Origin of the sequence: Novosphingobium organovorum, assembly GCF_022832435.1 — a bacterium.
GTDB lineage: Bacteria > Pseudomonadota > Alphaproteobacteria > Sphingomonadales > Sphingomonadaceae > Novosphingobium > Novosphingobium organovorum.
Genome location: NZ_JALHLF010000009.1, coordinates 31,598 through 43,411 on the forward strand (window position 1 = coordinate 31,598; position 11,814 = coordinate 43,411).

Genomic DNA, 11,814 nt, shown 5'->3' on the forward strand with positions numbered 1-11,814 from the left:
GCGCGATCAGGCGTAAGTCGGGTTGAACGCCCCTTCCGTTTCGCGCCCATCGCCGTCTCTGGCCTGCCAGAACGGGCTCATCTCGCGCAGCCGGGCGATGATCTGGGGCATGACCTCGAGCACGCGGTCGACGTCGGCCTCGGTGTTCTCGCGGCTGAACGAAAAGCGGATCGCGCCGTGGGCGGCGGTGTAGGGCACGTTCATCGCGCGCAGCACATGGCTGGGTTCGAGCGAACCCGAGGTGCAGGCCGAACCCGAACTCGCCGCGATCCCCTCACGGTTCATCAGCAGCAGGATCGCCTCACCCTCGATATATTCGAACGCGACGTTGGCGGTGTTGGGCAGGCGCGTTTGCGGATCGCCGGTGGTGAAGGAATGGCTGATCGAAGCGAGCAGCCCGGCCTCGAGCCGGTCGCGCAGGGCCGCCACGCGGGTCTGTTCCTCGTGCATGTGCTCGGCGGCGAGTTCCGCGGCCATGCCCAGCCCGATGATGCCCGGCGCGTTCTCGGTGCCCGCCCGCCGGCCGCGCTCCTGGTGGCCGCCGCGGATCAGCGCCCGCAGCCGCACGCCCTTGCGCACGTAGAGCGCGCCGATGCCCTTGGGGCCGTGCAGTTTGTGGCCCGAGAGCGAAAGCATATCGATCCCGGTCTCCTTGAGATCCATCGGGATCTTGCCGACCGCCTGCACCGCATCGGTGTGGAACAGCGCGCCCGCCTCGTGGGCCATCTCGGCAAGCTTTTCGACCGGGAAGATCGTGCCGGTCTCGTTGTTGGCCCACATGATCGAGACGATCGCGGTCCTGGGGCCGAGCGCCTTGCGGTAGGCTTCCATGTCGAGCCGGCCCTTGGCGTCGACCGGAATGATGTGGACCTTGGCCGCGCCGGTCTTTTCGAGATGGGCGACGAGGCTGAGCACGGCGGGATGCTCGACCGCCGAGGTAATCACCTCGTCACGCCCGCGCTGGGTGTCGAGCGCGGAGAGGATCGCCATGTTGTCCGCCTCGGTGCCGCCCGAGGTATAGACGATCTCGTGGTCGAACGCGGCGCCGAGCAGCGTCTGGAGCTGCTTGCGCGCCCTGGCCAACGCCCCGCCCACTTCCGAGCCGAAGGCGTGCATCGAGGAGGCGTTGCCGAACTGTTCGGAAAAGTAGGGCAGCATCGCGGAAACCACGCGCGGGTCGCAGCGGGTGGTGGCGTTGTTGTCGAGATAGACCGGATCGTTGGCCATGGCGGGGGCTCCTTCGCTTCGGGGTTCGGTCAGTGAACGGGGGCGGCGGGGATTACGAGCAGCGGCACGCCGACGGCTTCGACGAGTTTCGCCTGGACGCCCTCGATCGTCGCGCCCGACAGGTGGCAGCCGACGCAGGCTCCGGTGAGCTTGACGATCACCCGGTTGCCTTCGACATCGACCAGCTCGCAGTCGCCGCCATCGCGCTGGAGCGAGGGGCGGATCGCCTCGATCGTCTCCTCGATCAACCGGATCTTGCGCAGCGTGGTGAGCGGGGCCTTGGTTTCGGGCTCGGCGCGCACGATTTTCTTCGGCTTGGCCAGCACCGGCACCGCACCGGGCACGAACGCCTCGTCAGCCGCGAGCAGGCCTTCCTCGACCATCTCCTGGTTGACGCGTTCGAGCACCGCCTCGATGCCTTCGGCGCAGGTCGAGCAGCCACCGCCCGCCTTGGTGAAGTTGGTGATGTCCTCGACGCGGGTCAGCGCGTTGGAGCGGATGGTCCGCTCGATCATGCCTTCATCGACACCGAAGCACTTGCAGATCAGCGCGCCTTCCTCGTGATCGTCGACCCATTCCTCGCCGCGGTAGTTGGCCACCGCCGCCTGAAGCGCCTCAAAGCCCATGACCGAGCAGTGCATCTTCTCGGGCGGCAGGCCGCCAAGGAAATCGGCGATATCCTGGTTGGAGATCTGCATCGCCTCCTCGATCGTCTTGCCGATGATGAGTTCGGTCAGCGCCGAGGAGCTGGCGATAGCCGAGCCGCAGCCGAAGGTCTGGAACTTCGCGTCGGTGATGATCTGGGTGACCGGATCGACCTTGATCATCAGGCGCAGCGCATCGCCGCAACTGATCGCGCCGACATCGCCGACACCGTCAGCGTCCTCCAGCACCCCGCTGTTCTTGGGGTTGAAGAAGTAGTCTTTGACCTTCTCGCTGTATTCCCACATGTGCCGGTCTCCCTCAACCGAATGACTTGCCGCACGAGCAGCTGTTGGTTGCGTTCGGATTTTCGAAGGTGAAGCCCGATCCCTCGAGCGCCACCACGAAGTCGATCGTGGTTCCTGCAAGCAGCGGCTGGCTGACCGGGTCGATGAAGACGCGCACGTCCTCGTTCTCGACCACCGCGTCGCCCGCTTCGGGCGCGGCGACCAGGCCCATCATGTACTTGTAGCCCGCGCACCCGCCCGCCTCGACCTGGATGCGCAGACCCGCGGGCGCGCTTTCGGCCTTGGTCATGGCACTGCGGACGGCCTCTACGGCGCTGTCGGTCAGGACGATCACGGGTCATCTCCTCACAGGGTTTGCGAAGAGGGGTTCAGCAAGCCGCGTGCCAATTGTGCCAAATCCCGAATTTGCGCCGATCGCCGTGCGCACCTCGTCGCCGCGCGACACGCTGGATGTCGCTTTCGTCACATTCCGGACAGCGCGCGTGTTGCGTTGCACACAAAGTCACGGGCCAGCCCCGCGCTCGGCCGCGTCCGGCCCAAACGGCCCGGTTCCTGCATGAGCGCCCGGACGCGCGGCCCATGCCGCGCGCGCCACCCGCAAAGGAGCCCTTTCATGTCGACCCTTACGGCCGTTACCCTTTCCGATACCCCGTTCGGCGCGCTGGCCGACCAGCACCGCCTGCACAACGCCGTGCTCAAGGAGCCCCTCCCGCGCGAGGGCACCTTCGGCTTTCGCGGTGACATCGCGCTTGCCTTCCAGGATCAGGTCGCCGACGAGGCGCGCCCGCCGGCCTATTCGCTCGAACAGGTGCTCGCCGTCGCCGATGCCGCGAAGGGCACGATCCCGGCGCTTGCAGGCTATCTGCACAGCTTCGAATGGCTCAAGGACACCGCCGACATTCTCGGCGGCTACTTCGTGCCCGAGGGCACGTATGTCTTCTTCGTCAACAACATCGATTTCCTCAAGAGCTACACCGTGGCGCTGCCCTCGGGCGCGCTTGCGCGAATCCTGCCGCTCGACGAATCGACCGTGTGGAAGGAAGCGCTCGAACTCGCCAGCGTCGAGAAGAACGACGTGAAGAAGATGAACGGGGCGCAGAAGCTCGAATACGTGCTCGACCAGCTCGCCGCGACGAAAATGGACTATCCGGCGATCACCTACGAGGAAGGCGTGGCCGCGATGGAACCGGTGCGCAACCGCAACGAGAACCGCCCGGTCTGACGCCTCCGATCTGCCCCGCCCCCCGGCGCATACGCCTGCGGCGCCGCAAGCCCGGCTTGCGGCGCCGCAGGCGTGTGTCGACCATGGCAGGCCGGAGCGGGCCGTCCTCGCGCACGAAAGCGCCGATGCGCAGGAACGGGTGCGTCCGCTTTCGAGCAGGCGCCTGAGATACCCCGCTTAATCGGACTAACCCAGCCGATCACTCGCCCGCTCCAGTTCGACAGTCCCGGTAAAGCCCTGCTGAAAGGCGATTTCCTCAGGCTGGCAACCTTGAAACTCTGCCGCGTCTCGCGCACGCGGACGAACTCGCCGGCATCGAAGGAGACCACGCCATAGCGTTCGGGATCGTTGGCGTGGTAGGCGAAGACCCGCGCGGAGGGCGGCGAGCCGACGAAATCGGCCCAGATCACATAGGCCCGGGCCAGCCCCTCCAGACGGGGCTGCTCGGCATAGGTGATCGACAGACCCCATTGCTCCCCCTCGCCCCGCAGATAGCGGAACGCGGGCAGATCGCGGGGCGCGCGTGAGCAGCCCGTCGGCGATGTCCAGTGCGCTGGTCGGATTTCCGATCCGGTCCGCCACGAAGCGTATCGTGTCATGCTCACGCGCGAGGTTCAGCATGGTCTTGACGAAGTTGCGCCCGAACGGGCTGTAGACCCAGGCGACACGGATCACTGCAGGTTGGTATTAGTTGTTCCACTGAAAATAGGCGGGCAGGTCCTCCAGCGAACAGCAGCCCTGCACGAAATCGACGCGGCCACAGCTCTGCTTGAAGCGATCGAGCCGGAACGTTTCCGCGAAGTAGCCGCGATGATCGCCGATACGACGCGGCGTTAGCAGCAGGACACCCGGCAATTCGAAGGGGAAAACCTCCATCGGGGGTCATTAGACCGTTTGCCGCAGGCTTTCTCCCCAACCCGCCCCTCCCCGTCTGGCCGTCGAGTTGTCTGGCCGATGAAGGCGCGGGAGCGCGACGGCCAGTCCGGCTCTCCTTTCAGCACGCGTTCAGGAAGGCTGGCGCAAGGCAAAGAGCGCGATGACCACACGTACCCCTGCCCCCTCTTCGCCCGGCACGACGCCGCGGTCCCAACCCAATCGCAAGAGGCCCAATCGCAAGCGGCCCGATCTCACATGGATCGTCCTGCCCACTCTTGCCCTGTGGGGTATGATCGGTGTGGGCTCCTGGGGCTTCTACCAAACGCTGCCCGGCGCATTCCACCACGCGGTGCACCGCGACGTGCACCTTGCCGAGGCCCGGATGAAACGGGCGCTCCACGTGCGCATGGCGCACGCGGAGCGCAAGCCGGTCGGCCATGCCCTGCACGAACACCCCTTCGCCCCCGAAGACTTCGGTTTCGACGCCACATCGGCCTGAACCCCGACGCCGGACGCCGGACGCTCAAGTGGGGCAGCCCCTACATGCAAGTCTCTTCCAGCTCCTCAAGCAGGGCCAGCGTTTCGCGGTCGCCCAGCTCGTCGAGCAGGTCGCGCAGAGTCGAAACGTAGTTGTGCAGCACGCGCAGATCATCGAGCCCCTGCGCGTGGGCGCGGCGGCGCTGTTCGCGAAAGTAGGGCCAGAAGGCGCTCGTCTGGCGTTCGAAATGGCGTTCAAGGCCCGCGAAGACACGCGCGCAGCGCCCCTCCCAATCGCAGCCCTTGAAACTAAGATAACGGTCGTAAGCCGGCTCCATGCGCATCTCCTTCGTGGTTGGCGAAATCACCCTACCCACGTCCCCCAGGAGTGTCTGTCAGTCGGCTGACATTGCGCGTTTTTTCCGCCCCTCGCGGCGCCCTCAGCCGGACTGCGGCTCGCCTGCCCAGGCGCGCAGGGCAGCCGGGTCGAGCACCACCAGATTGCCTCGCCCGAGCCGCGCGATCGCGCCCTCGCGGATCATCGCGCTCAATTCGCTCGAGGCGGTCTGGCGCGCGGTGCCGAGCAGCGCGGCGATTTCCTCGACGGTCAGCTCGAGCCGGATCTGCGCGCCAACGGCGCACGCCTCGCCGCGCCGGGCCAGGCCGCGCAGGAGATAGCGCGCGATGCGCCCGCGCACCGAATGGAACGCCAGATCCTCGATCAGCGTGATGCTTTGCCCCAGCGTGCGCGCCAGCACGCGGATCACCGCCGCCTGAAGCGGGGGATAGGCGGCCAGTTCGCGCTCGATCGCGCGGCGCGGGGCGAGCAGGAGCGTGGTCTCCTCCTGCGCCACGATCTGCGCGCGGGTGTGGGTGGAAAAGACGTCGCCCGGCGCCAGATAGGCAAGACTCAGCTCGCGCTCGTGCGTGGCAAGGTAGACCCTCAGGCGCCCCCGCCGCACGATCAGGATCTGGTCGCGATCCGCCTGATCGAACAGCGCGCCTTCGCCCAGCGCACGCTCGGCAAAGCAGGCCAGCAGGCCGCGCCCCTCCTCAGCCTCGATCAGTTCGGCAAGCGACAGCCCGTGCGCCGGACGGGACGACGACGAGGACGGCGGAGCGTGGCTCACTCGAGCCCCTGACCGCTGTCGAAATCGTCCTCCTCAACATCGTCATCCTCGACAAGGCCCTCGGCAAAGATGCAGATGTCCTCGTCGGCATCGATCACGACCTCGATCGGCGCCAGCCCCTGCCCGAGGCACGGCCCCGCCACGCATTCGCCCGAGCCCAGGTCGAACAGCGCGCCGTGCTTGCCGCACTGGATGCGCAGGCCTTCACCGTCGAGGAACTCGCCCTCCTCCCAGTCGAGGTTGGTGTTCTGGTGCGGGCAGCGATTCTCGAAGGCGCGCACGTTGCGCCCCCAGCGCAGCACGAAGATCGGCCAGGGACCGACCGTGCCGTCCAACTCGCGCCGCGCGAGCACGAAGGGCACCGCGCGGCGATTGGGAATGTCCGACACCGCACAGAGCGCGAAAGGCGAAGCACCGCACGGCTCCTGGCGCGGCGCGGCGGTCATGACGCGGCGGGCGCCGCCGGTGCGCCGGGCTTGGGCAGCGGCAACATCCCCATCTTGAAGCTGGCGGTCATGTGCCGGGCGCGCTGGAGGGCGCTCGCCGCCAGCGGCTCAGGCAGCGTTTCCTCGACCGCCTGGACAAAGGCGCGCATCCAGCGGGTGAAGTCCTCCTCCTCGACGGTGAGCGTCAGATGGTGGCTGTAGGGGGTCCCACGCTGGTAGCGATCGGTGCCGAGCAGCGCGTGCGACCAGAAGTCGCGCACGAAGCCGTAGTGCTCGGCGAAATCGGGGATCACCCGCGCAAACATCGGGCCCAGCCGATCGTCCTTGTCGCACAGCGCGTAGAACCGGCGGACCATCGCGTCGATCGCGATTTCGGCCATCTCGCCCTCGCCCACCGCGGGGCCGATATCGCACCCGCTCATGCGTGCCCCGCCATGCCGGATGAGGGCGCCTTGCCATTGGCAATCCGGGCCAGCAGCGCCTCGCCGTCCTCAGGCCCGAAGCAGGCATCAAAATCGTCGCACTCGGCGCAGACCGGCACCGAACAGAGCCGGAAACCCTCCGACGAGCACATCATGCGATAGAAGAACTTCTTCCACTTCATGTCGTTCGCATTCTTGAGCGCGAGGCGCGGAAAATGGAGCTGCATGAGCATCGAAAGTTCGCTCCGGCTGGCAAAGCCAAGGTCCTGCCACAAGTGGTTGGGCCGCTGGCAGCGCCGCGCGACGAGCCGCGCCATCAGCAGTTCGAACACCGAAGCCGCTCCGCAGTTCATCCACAGAATGTCACGCAGCGCCTGCTCCTCGCGCCCGACCCATGGCGTGCCCGCTTCGGGCAGGACGACCTGGGGAAAGGCGATCCGGCACAGCTCGCCCAGTTCCTCGCCATCGAGCCCGGTCGCCACAGCGAGCGAGGTGCCCTCAACCTCGGCCTCGTAGAACGCCAGCGCAAGGACCGAGGCGGCCAGATGCACGTCGACCGGATCGATCCGCGCACGCCCCCCTTGCCAGAGCAGCTCGGCATAAATGGCTTCGGCACGTCCCATCTTCGCTATCCTCCTGTGTCCTTGGCTGTCGCCGCCCCTTTTTCCGTTCGGTCTCTCCCGCTTGGTCTCGTCGTTCGAAGGGCCGTCTCAGGCGGCCTTGGCGTGGGTCTGGCAGTTGGTCGGGCACACCCGCGCGCAGGCACCGCAACCGATGCAGGCATCGGCGTCGTTCATCGCCATGACCCGCTTCTCGATCTCGTCGTCGTCGTCATCCTCGTCGAGTTCGACGATCTCGCCGTCCTCGTTGAGCCCCTTCAAGGTCATCACCGCACGCCCGCAGACCTTGAAGCAGCGCCCGCAGCCGATGCACGCCTCAGGGTCGATCGAGAGCAGGTATTCGGGCACCCATTCGCGCCCGCCACGGGTCAGAAGCGCGGTCACGACGCGCTCTCCAGCGCGCGCATCTGCGCCTTCATGGCCTCCAGCGCCGCGTAGCTGGCGCAGACCCGCTCGGCGACCTTCATCACGTTGGCCAGCCCCACGGGCAGTTCCTCGGACAAGTCGTGCAAGTCCATCTTGGCCTGCATCGCACGCGCCGAGAGCTTCTTCACTTCGGCCTTCATCGCTTCCAGATCGGGCGCCCGATCATCGGGGACATGCGCATCGGACATGGCACCGGCCTCCCTCAATAATCCGCCACGGCGGGAAATTTCGTAATCATGTCGCTGGCCTGCCCGATCAGTTTCTCGGCCTCGGAATTGAGCTTTTCCAGACTGTCGAAACCGAAGCGATGAACGTCGCGCAGCGACTTGTTGACGACCACCAGCCGCCCGGCGATCAGCACCATGCGTCCGAAGCCTTCGTGGCTCATCTTCATCATCGGCTGGACCATGCGGCGCGTGCGGCGTTCGATCTCCAGGCACAGCGCGCCGTAGAACAGCTCCAGCCGCCAGAGCGTGTCGGGATCGGGATCGCCGATGATCGGGATCGCGCGGCGCGCTTCCTTGTCGAGCAGATAGGGGGCGAGCAGTTCGCCGTCCGCCTTGCGCTCCCAATGGCCGTGGGTGTCCTGCGCACGGATCTGGCGCACCAGCGCGGCGGCGAAACCTTCGATCGCCAGGGCCTCGATAACCTGTTCAGACATGGCTCACGCCTCCTCTTCCTCGAAATCGTCGTCGAACTGGGCCTGCTTCTCGCCCGACTTGGCCATGACCTTGCGCAGCCAGGGCGGCGGAGTGCCCTTGAGCACCTGTTGCAGCTTGGCGAGCATACCCTCGATCGGTTCGGGCTCGGGCACTTTCATGGGGTGGATGTTCTGCGCGACGACGCGCGCCGCCCCCGAACCGCCGATCGCGGCGACGACCAGGATCGAAACCCCTTCGAGCGCCTTGAGCTTGGGTTCGAGCTTGTCCTCGTTGCCATCCTCGTTGAGCTCGCCCGAGAATTCCGCGACCCTGTCGAGCGCCCAGCCCTCGGGCGTGAGATCGTAGATCGCGATGTTGCGCGCCCAACCGAAGTGCGCGTCGATGCGTTCGAGGTCCTGCGTGGCAAAGGCGACTTTCATGGCACAAGCTCCTTTTCAGCGTGGGGTGACGGGTCGGACGATGGCGCGCACGCGCCCTCTTCGGGCCAGGCGTTGCGCCAGTCCTCGGGGCCGGGCTCGTGGTGGCGGTGCATCAGCATGTTGCCCACCGCGAACAGCAGATCGCGCGTGCCGCGATAGCCCACGGTCACGAGGTGCGCCGCGCCCAGCGTGTCGAACATCGGGATACCGATGCGAAAATGCGGCAGATGAAGCCGCTCGGCGGCCTGGCGCCCGTGGCTGTGGGTCATCAGGATGTCGGCCTGCGCCGCGCCCGCCTCGAGATCTTCAAGATCGCCGAGCAGAACTTCCTCGCAGGGGATCTTCGCGATGATCGGCGAGGTCGTGGTGGTCACCGCCGAGACGACCTCGGCCCCCACTTCGCCCAGCGCCGAGACCAGCGCGAAGAGGAGGTCCGGCTCGGCGCCGATGGCAAACTTGCGCCCGCCGATGTGGAAATGCGAATCGAGCATCGCGTCGACCAGCTGGCCGCGCTGGCGGCGGTAACGGGGAGGCACCGGCTGGCCCGAGATCATCGAGAGGAAGCCGTAAAGCTCATCACAGGCGGCCAGCCCGGTCAGGCGTTCGAACAGGCGAAAGGGAACACCCGATTTCGCTTCCAGCGCCTGTGCCGGCGCGCGCATCTGTTCGCCGATCGCCAGCGTCCAGCTGGCAAGGCCCATCGCGCGCACTTCCTCAGGCCCGGTTCCGCCAAGCGTGGTAGGGGTAAATTCCTCGGGGATGTGCCCGTCGAGCGAGCCCGACAGGTCGGGCAGGAAGGTCGGGATAAGGCCAAAGCTCTCGATGATCGCGCGCAGTTCGTCGATGTCGCCCGGCGTCACGTGGCAGCCGGGCAGGACATTGATGCGGCGCGGATCGCGGATCGCGCCGTCCGCCCCGGTCACCATCGCCTCGACCATGGCGGTCACCGCTTTGGTCCAGCCATCCTCGAACGCGCCCGAAAAATCGGGGGTGGAGCATTGGACGATCGCGACCCCGGCCAGTTCGGGATGGCGCTGGCGGATGAGTTCGACGAAACCGGCGAGGTCATCGCCCTTCACCTCGGTCACCCCGGTGGAACAGATGCCAATCAGTTCGGGCCTGGTCTTGGCGACGATGTTGAGCACCGCCTGCTCGACATTCTCGAACCCGCCCAGCACCGTCGCCACTTCGGACATCGCGGTGGTCTGCAAGGGGATCGCCTCGCGAAAGTGGCGCACGAACAGGACCAGGCCGAAACTGGTGCACCCTTGCGAGCCGTGCAGCAGCGGCATCGCCGCGCGCATCCCCATGAAGGCCAGCGCGCCGCCGATCGGCTGGCTCATCTTGAGCGGGTTGACCGTGCAGGCCTTACGGGACTTGACGAGCTGTGCCATGGCTATGCGGCTTCCTTTCCCCGAACGGTTGCACGGCCGGTGTCAGGGGGATTGGCGGAACGAACGGAAGCCACATGCCCCGGGGCGTCCAGGGCCCGGTCCTGCCATGCCACATCGCCCGCCCTCTCCCACGGTGCGGGACGACGCACTTCCTGCCAGACCGGGTTGGCAAGCGTGCGGTCTATTTCGGCCACCATCGCGACCATGCCGTGATAGCCGGCAAAGGCGACGTGGCGTTCCTGGTTGATGTCCATCCAGGGCATCGAGGCCTTGAGCGCGATGAACTGCGAACGCCCGCCCGAAAGCATGATGTCGGCTTCGGCGTCCTTCAGCTTGCGGTACATCTCGCGCGGGGCCAGGTTGTCGAACATGTGGGCGTCATCGCCCATCAGCTTCTTGACCTTCTCCTTGTCCTCGCGGGTCGATTTCTTGACCGAGGTGCCCACGATCGTCATCCCCGCCTCCTGCAGCGCGGCGACGACCGACCAGCTCTTCACCCCGCCGGTCACGAGCAGGACCTTCTTGCCCGAAAGGCGCTGCTTGTACGGTTCGATCGCGGCCCAGGCGCGCGCTTCCTCGCGCGTAATGACCGCTTCTGTGCGCGCCATCAGTTCGCCGTCGGCGCCCCGCTCGACCAGCAGGCGCGCGATCTCGCGCAGCGTGTCGGACATGTCTTCGATGCCGTAGAAGCTGCCTTCGAAGAAGGGGATGCCGTAGCGTTCCTCCATCTTGCGCGCGACGTTGATCATCGCCTTGGAGCAGACCATCATCGCCGCCTTCGCGCGGTGCGACCAGGCGACTTCCTCGTAGCGCGCATCGCCCGAAATGCACGAGAGGATGCGGATGCCCAGTTCATCGAGCAGCGGCCGGATCTGCCACAGCTCGCCCGAGAGGTTGTATTCGCCGATCACGTTGATGTCGTAGGGCGTGGTGTATTCGGGCTCCTTGGTCCCGATGACGTGCTTGAGCATGGCCTCGCCCGCCAGCTTGTTACCCAGGTTCTTGGGACCCACGAAGCCGGGCGAATGGATCGGAATGCAGGGCGTTGCGAACTTTTCAGCCGCGCGCTTGCACACCGCGTCGATGTCATCGCCGATCATCGCGGGAACGCAGGTCTCATAGACGAAGACCGCCGGCGGCGCGTATTTTTCGACGATCTCGCGGATCGCCTTGAACAGGTGCTTCTCACCGCCAAAGACGATGTCGTTCTCGGTCATGTCGGTGGTGAAGCCGGTGCGGTAGAGCTTCGATCCCGAGGACTTGGCCCCGCGGTTGTCCCACGAATTGCCCTCGCAGGCGATCGGACCATGGACGAGATGGGCGACATCGGTGATCGGCTGGAGCGCGATCTTGGCACCGTCAAAGGCACAGCCACCCGCAGCCCCACCCGGCTGCAACTGCTTGGTGCAGCCCTTCTTGCGCTCCTTTTCGGATTTCGCCTGGTTCTTGCCGCACGAAGGCTCGTTGAACACGTCCTGGATGGTCTGGTTGAGACTGGTCATGGCGGCGATCTCCGTTGGGGGCGGTTGGAGGCGGTGAAGGA

18 protein-coding genes and 1 pseudogene are annotated in these 11,814 nt (G+C 66.2%); 2 read left to right on the top strand and 17 right to left on the bottom strand.

Annotated elements, in window-relative coordinates; genetic code table 11:
- Positions 1–6: 6 nt before the first annotated feature.
- The 3 genes from nifS to MTR62_RS04345 are packed head-to-tail and all read right to left on the bottom strand — an operon-like array spanning position 7 to position 2,511.
- Positions 7–1,227, bottom strand: coding sequence for a cysteine desulfurase NifS (gene nifS / locus MTR62_RS04335; RefSeq protein WP_244017324.1), 1,221 nt, complete (start codon positions 1,225–1,227; stop codon positions 7–9).
- A gap of 29 nt (positions 1,228–1,256) precedes the next feature.
- Positions 1,257–2,177, bottom strand: coding sequence for a Fe-S cluster assembly protein NifU (gene nifU / locus MTR62_RS04340; RefSeq protein ID WP_244017326.1), 921 nt, complete (start codon positions 2,175–2,177; stop codon positions 1,257–1,259).
- A 13-nt stretch (positions 2,178–2,190) separates the two neighbouring features.
- On the bottom strand, positions 2,191–2,511 hold the full coding sequence (locus MTR62_RS04345) for a HesB/IscA family protein (protein ID WP_244017328.1): 321 nt from the start codon (positions 2,509–2,511) through the stop codon (positions 2,191–2,193).
- Between the two features lie 279 nt (positions 2,512–2,790).
- Here MTR62_RS04345 and MTR62_RS04350 point away from each other — a divergent pair, with 279 nt between their 5' ends.
- Positions 2,791–3,399 (top strand): hypothetical protein, encoded by a 609-nt coding sequence (locus MTR62_RS04350; RefSeq protein WP_244017330.1) that lies wholly within the window; start codon positions 2,791–2,793, stop codon positions 3,397–3,399.
- Here MTR62_RS04350 and MTR62_RS04355 read toward each other — a convergent pair.
- The 3 genes and pseudogenes from MTR62_RS04355 to MTR62_RS04365 all read right to left on the bottom strand — a co-directional run bounded on the left by MTR62_RS04355 (position 3,336) and on the right by MTR62_RS04365 (position 4,275).
- Positions 3,336–3,962 (bottom strand): glycosyltransferase family protein, encoded by a 627-nt coding sequence (locus tag MTR62_RS04355; protein ID WP_407672605.1) that lies wholly within the window; start codon positions 3,960–3,962, stop codon positions 3,336–3,338. The genes MTR62_RS04350 and MTR62_RS04355 overlap by 64 nt on opposite strands.
- A pseudogene (locus tag MTR62_RS21565) lies at positions 3,961–4,020 on the bottom strand (hypothetical protein); the annotation flags it as partial. The pseudogene MTR62_RS21565 and the gene MTR62_RS04355, both read right to left, overlap by 2 nt.
- 66 nt (positions 4,021–4,086) lie before the next feature.
- The gene (locus tag MTR62_RS04365; protein WP_244017334.1) at positions 4,087–4,275 is read right to left on the bottom strand and encodes a dTDP-4-dehydrorhamnose 3,5-epimerase family protein; all 189 of its coding nucleotides are present in this window, start codon (positions 4,273–4,275) and stop codon (positions 4,087–4,089) included.
- A 160-nt stretch (positions 4,276–4,435) separates the two neighbouring features.
- Between MTR62_RS04365 and MTR62_RS04370 the strand changes: the two genes are divergently transcribed.
- Positions 4,436–4,774: a hypothetical protein gene (locus tag MTR62_RS04370; RefSeq protein WP_244017336.1), complete on the top strand. Its 339-nt coding sequence runs from the start codon at positions 4,436–4,438 to the stop codon at positions 4,772–4,774.
- Positions 4,775–4,814: 40 nt separating this feature from the next.
- Here MTR62_RS04370 and cowN read toward each other — a convergent pair whose 3' ends face one another.
- The 11 genes from cowN to nifE all read right to left on the bottom strand — a co-directional run bounded on the left by cowN (position 4,815) and on the right by nifE (position 11,773).
- Positions 4,815–5,090, bottom strand: coding sequence for a N(2)-fixation sustaining protein CowN (cowN, locus tag MTR62_RS04375; protein WP_244017338.1), 276 nt, complete (start codon positions 5,088–5,090; stop codon positions 4,815–4,817).
- Between the two features lie 102 nt (positions 5,091–5,192).
- The gene (locus MTR62_RS04380) at positions 5,193–5,882 is read right to left on the bottom strand and encodes a Crp/Fnr family transcriptional regulator (RefSeq protein WP_244017341.1); all 690 of its coding nucleotides are present in this window, start codon (positions 5,880–5,882) and stop codon (positions 5,193–5,195) included.
- Positions 5,879–6,328, bottom strand: coding sequence for a Rieske (2Fe-2S) protein (locus tag MTR62_RS04385; protein WP_244017343.1), 450 nt, complete (start codon positions 6,326–6,328; stop codon positions 5,879–5,881). Before MTR62_RS04385 ends, MTR62_RS04380 begins: the two co-directional genes overlap by 4 nt.
- On the bottom strand, positions 6,325–6,750 hold the full coding sequence (locus tag MTR62_RS04390) for a group III truncated hemoglobin (RefSeq protein ID WP_244017345.1): 426 nt from the start codon (positions 6,748–6,750) through the stop codon (positions 6,325–6,327). Before MTR62_RS04390 ends, MTR62_RS04385 begins: the two co-directional genes overlap by 4 nt.
- Entirely contained in the window at positions 6,747–7,373 is a 627-nt protein-coding gene (locus tag MTR62_RS04395; protein ID WP_244017347.1) for a nitrogen fixation protein NifQ, read from the bottom strand. Before MTR62_RS04395 ends, MTR62_RS04390 begins: the two co-directional genes overlap by 4 nt.
- Positions 7,374–7,460: 87 nt before the next feature.
- Complete coding sequence (fdxB, locus tag MTR62_RS04400) at positions 7,461–7,754, bottom strand: ferredoxin III, nif-specific (protein ID WP_244017350.1); 294 nt, start codon at positions 7,752–7,754, stop codon at positions 7,461–7,463.
- Positions 7,751–7,984, bottom strand: a complete 234-nt coding sequence (locus MTR62_RS04405; RefSeq protein ID WP_244017352.1) for a CCE_0567 family metalloprotein — start codon at positions 7,982–7,984, stop codon at positions 7,751–7,753. Before MTR62_RS04405 ends, fdxB begins: the two co-directional genes overlap by 4 nt.
- 14 nt (positions 7,985–7,998) lie before the next feature.
- Positions 7,999–8,457, bottom strand: coding sequence for a NifX-associated nitrogen fixation protein (locus tag MTR62_RS04410; protein ID WP_244017354.1), 459 nt, complete (start codon positions 8,455–8,457; stop codon positions 7,999–8,001).
- A gap of 3 nt (positions 8,458–8,460) precedes the next feature.
- The gene (gene nifX, locus MTR62_RS04415; protein WP_244017356.1) at positions 8,461–8,877 is read right to left on the bottom strand and encodes a nitrogen fixation protein NifX; all 417 of its coding nucleotides are present in this window, start codon (positions 8,875–8,877) and stop codon (positions 8,461–8,463) included.
- Positions 8,874–10,271: a nitrogenase iron-molybdenum cofactor biosynthesis protein NifN gene (gene nifN / locus MTR62_RS04420; protein WP_244017358.1), complete on the bottom strand. Its 1,398-nt coding sequence runs from the start codon at positions 10,269–10,271 to the stop codon at positions 8,874–8,876. The genes nifX and nifN overlap by 4 nt, the downstream gene beginning before the upstream one ends.
- Positions 10,272–10,273: 2 nt before the next feature.
- Positions 10,274–11,773 (bottom strand): nitrogenase iron-molybdenum cofactor biosynthesis protein NifE, encoded by a 1,500-nt coding sequence (gene nifE / locus MTR62_RS04425; protein WP_244017361.1) that lies wholly within the window; start codon positions 11,771–11,773, stop codon positions 10,274–10,276.
- Positions 11,774–11,814 lie beyond the last annotated feature (41 nt).

Bases quoted from the DNA above. Each gene is read 5' to 3' on its own strand.
- nifS (WP_244017324.1), bottom strand. From the start codon at position 1,227: ATGGCCAACGATCCGGTCTATCTCGACAACAACGCCACCACCCGCTGC.
- nifU (WP_244017326.1), bottom strand. From the start codon at position 2,177: ATGTGGGAATACAGCGAGAAGGTCAAAGACTACTTCTTCAACCCCAAG.
- MTR62_RS04350 (WP_244017330.1), top strand. From the start codon at position 2,791: ATGTCGACCCTTACGGCCGTTACCCTTTCCGATACCCCGTTCGGCGCG.
- MTR62_RS04365 (WP_244017334.1), bottom strand. From the start codon at position 4,275: ATGGAGGTTTTCCCCTTCGAATTGCCGGGTGTCCTGCTGCTAACGCCG.
- MTR62_RS04370 (WP_244017336.1), top strand. From the start codon at position 4,436: ATGACCACACGTACCCCTGCCCCCTCTTCGCCCGGCACGACGCCGCGG.
- cowN (WP_244017338.1), bottom strand. From the start codon at position 5,090: ATGGAGCCGGCTTACGACCGTTATCTTAGTTTCAAGGGCTGCGATTGG.
- MTR62_RS04385 (WP_244017343.1), bottom strand. From the start codon at position 6,328: ATGACCGCCGCGCCGCGCCAGGAGCCGTGCGGTGCTTCGCCTTTCGCG.
- MTR62_RS04390 (WP_244017345.1), bottom strand. From the start codon at position 6,750: ATGAGCGGGTGCGATATCGGCCCCGCGGTGGGCGAGGGCGAGATGGCC.
- MTR62_RS04395 (WP_244017347.1), bottom strand. From the start codon at position 7,373: ATGGGACGTGCCGAAGCCATTTATGCCGAGCTGCTCTGGCAAGGGGGG.
- MTR62_RS04405 (WP_244017352.1), bottom strand. From the start codon at position 7,984: ATGTCCGATGCGCATGTCCCCGATGATCGGGCGCCCGATCTGGAAGCG.
- MTR62_RS04410 (WP_244017354.1), bottom strand. From the start codon at position 8,457: ATGTCTGAACAGGTTATCGAGGCCCTGGCGATCGAAGGTTTCGCCGCC.
- nifX (WP_244017356.1), bottom strand. From the start codon at position 8,877: ATGAAAGTCGCCTTTGCCACGCAGGACCTCGAACGCATCGACGCGCAC.
- nifN (WP_244017358.1), bottom strand. From the start codon at position 10,271: ATGGCACAGCTCGTCAAGTCCCGTAAGGCCTGCACGGTCAACCCGCTC.
- nifE (WP_244017361.1), bottom strand. From the start codon at position 11,773: ATGACCAGTCTCAACCAGACCATCCAGGACGTGTTCAACGAGCCTTCG.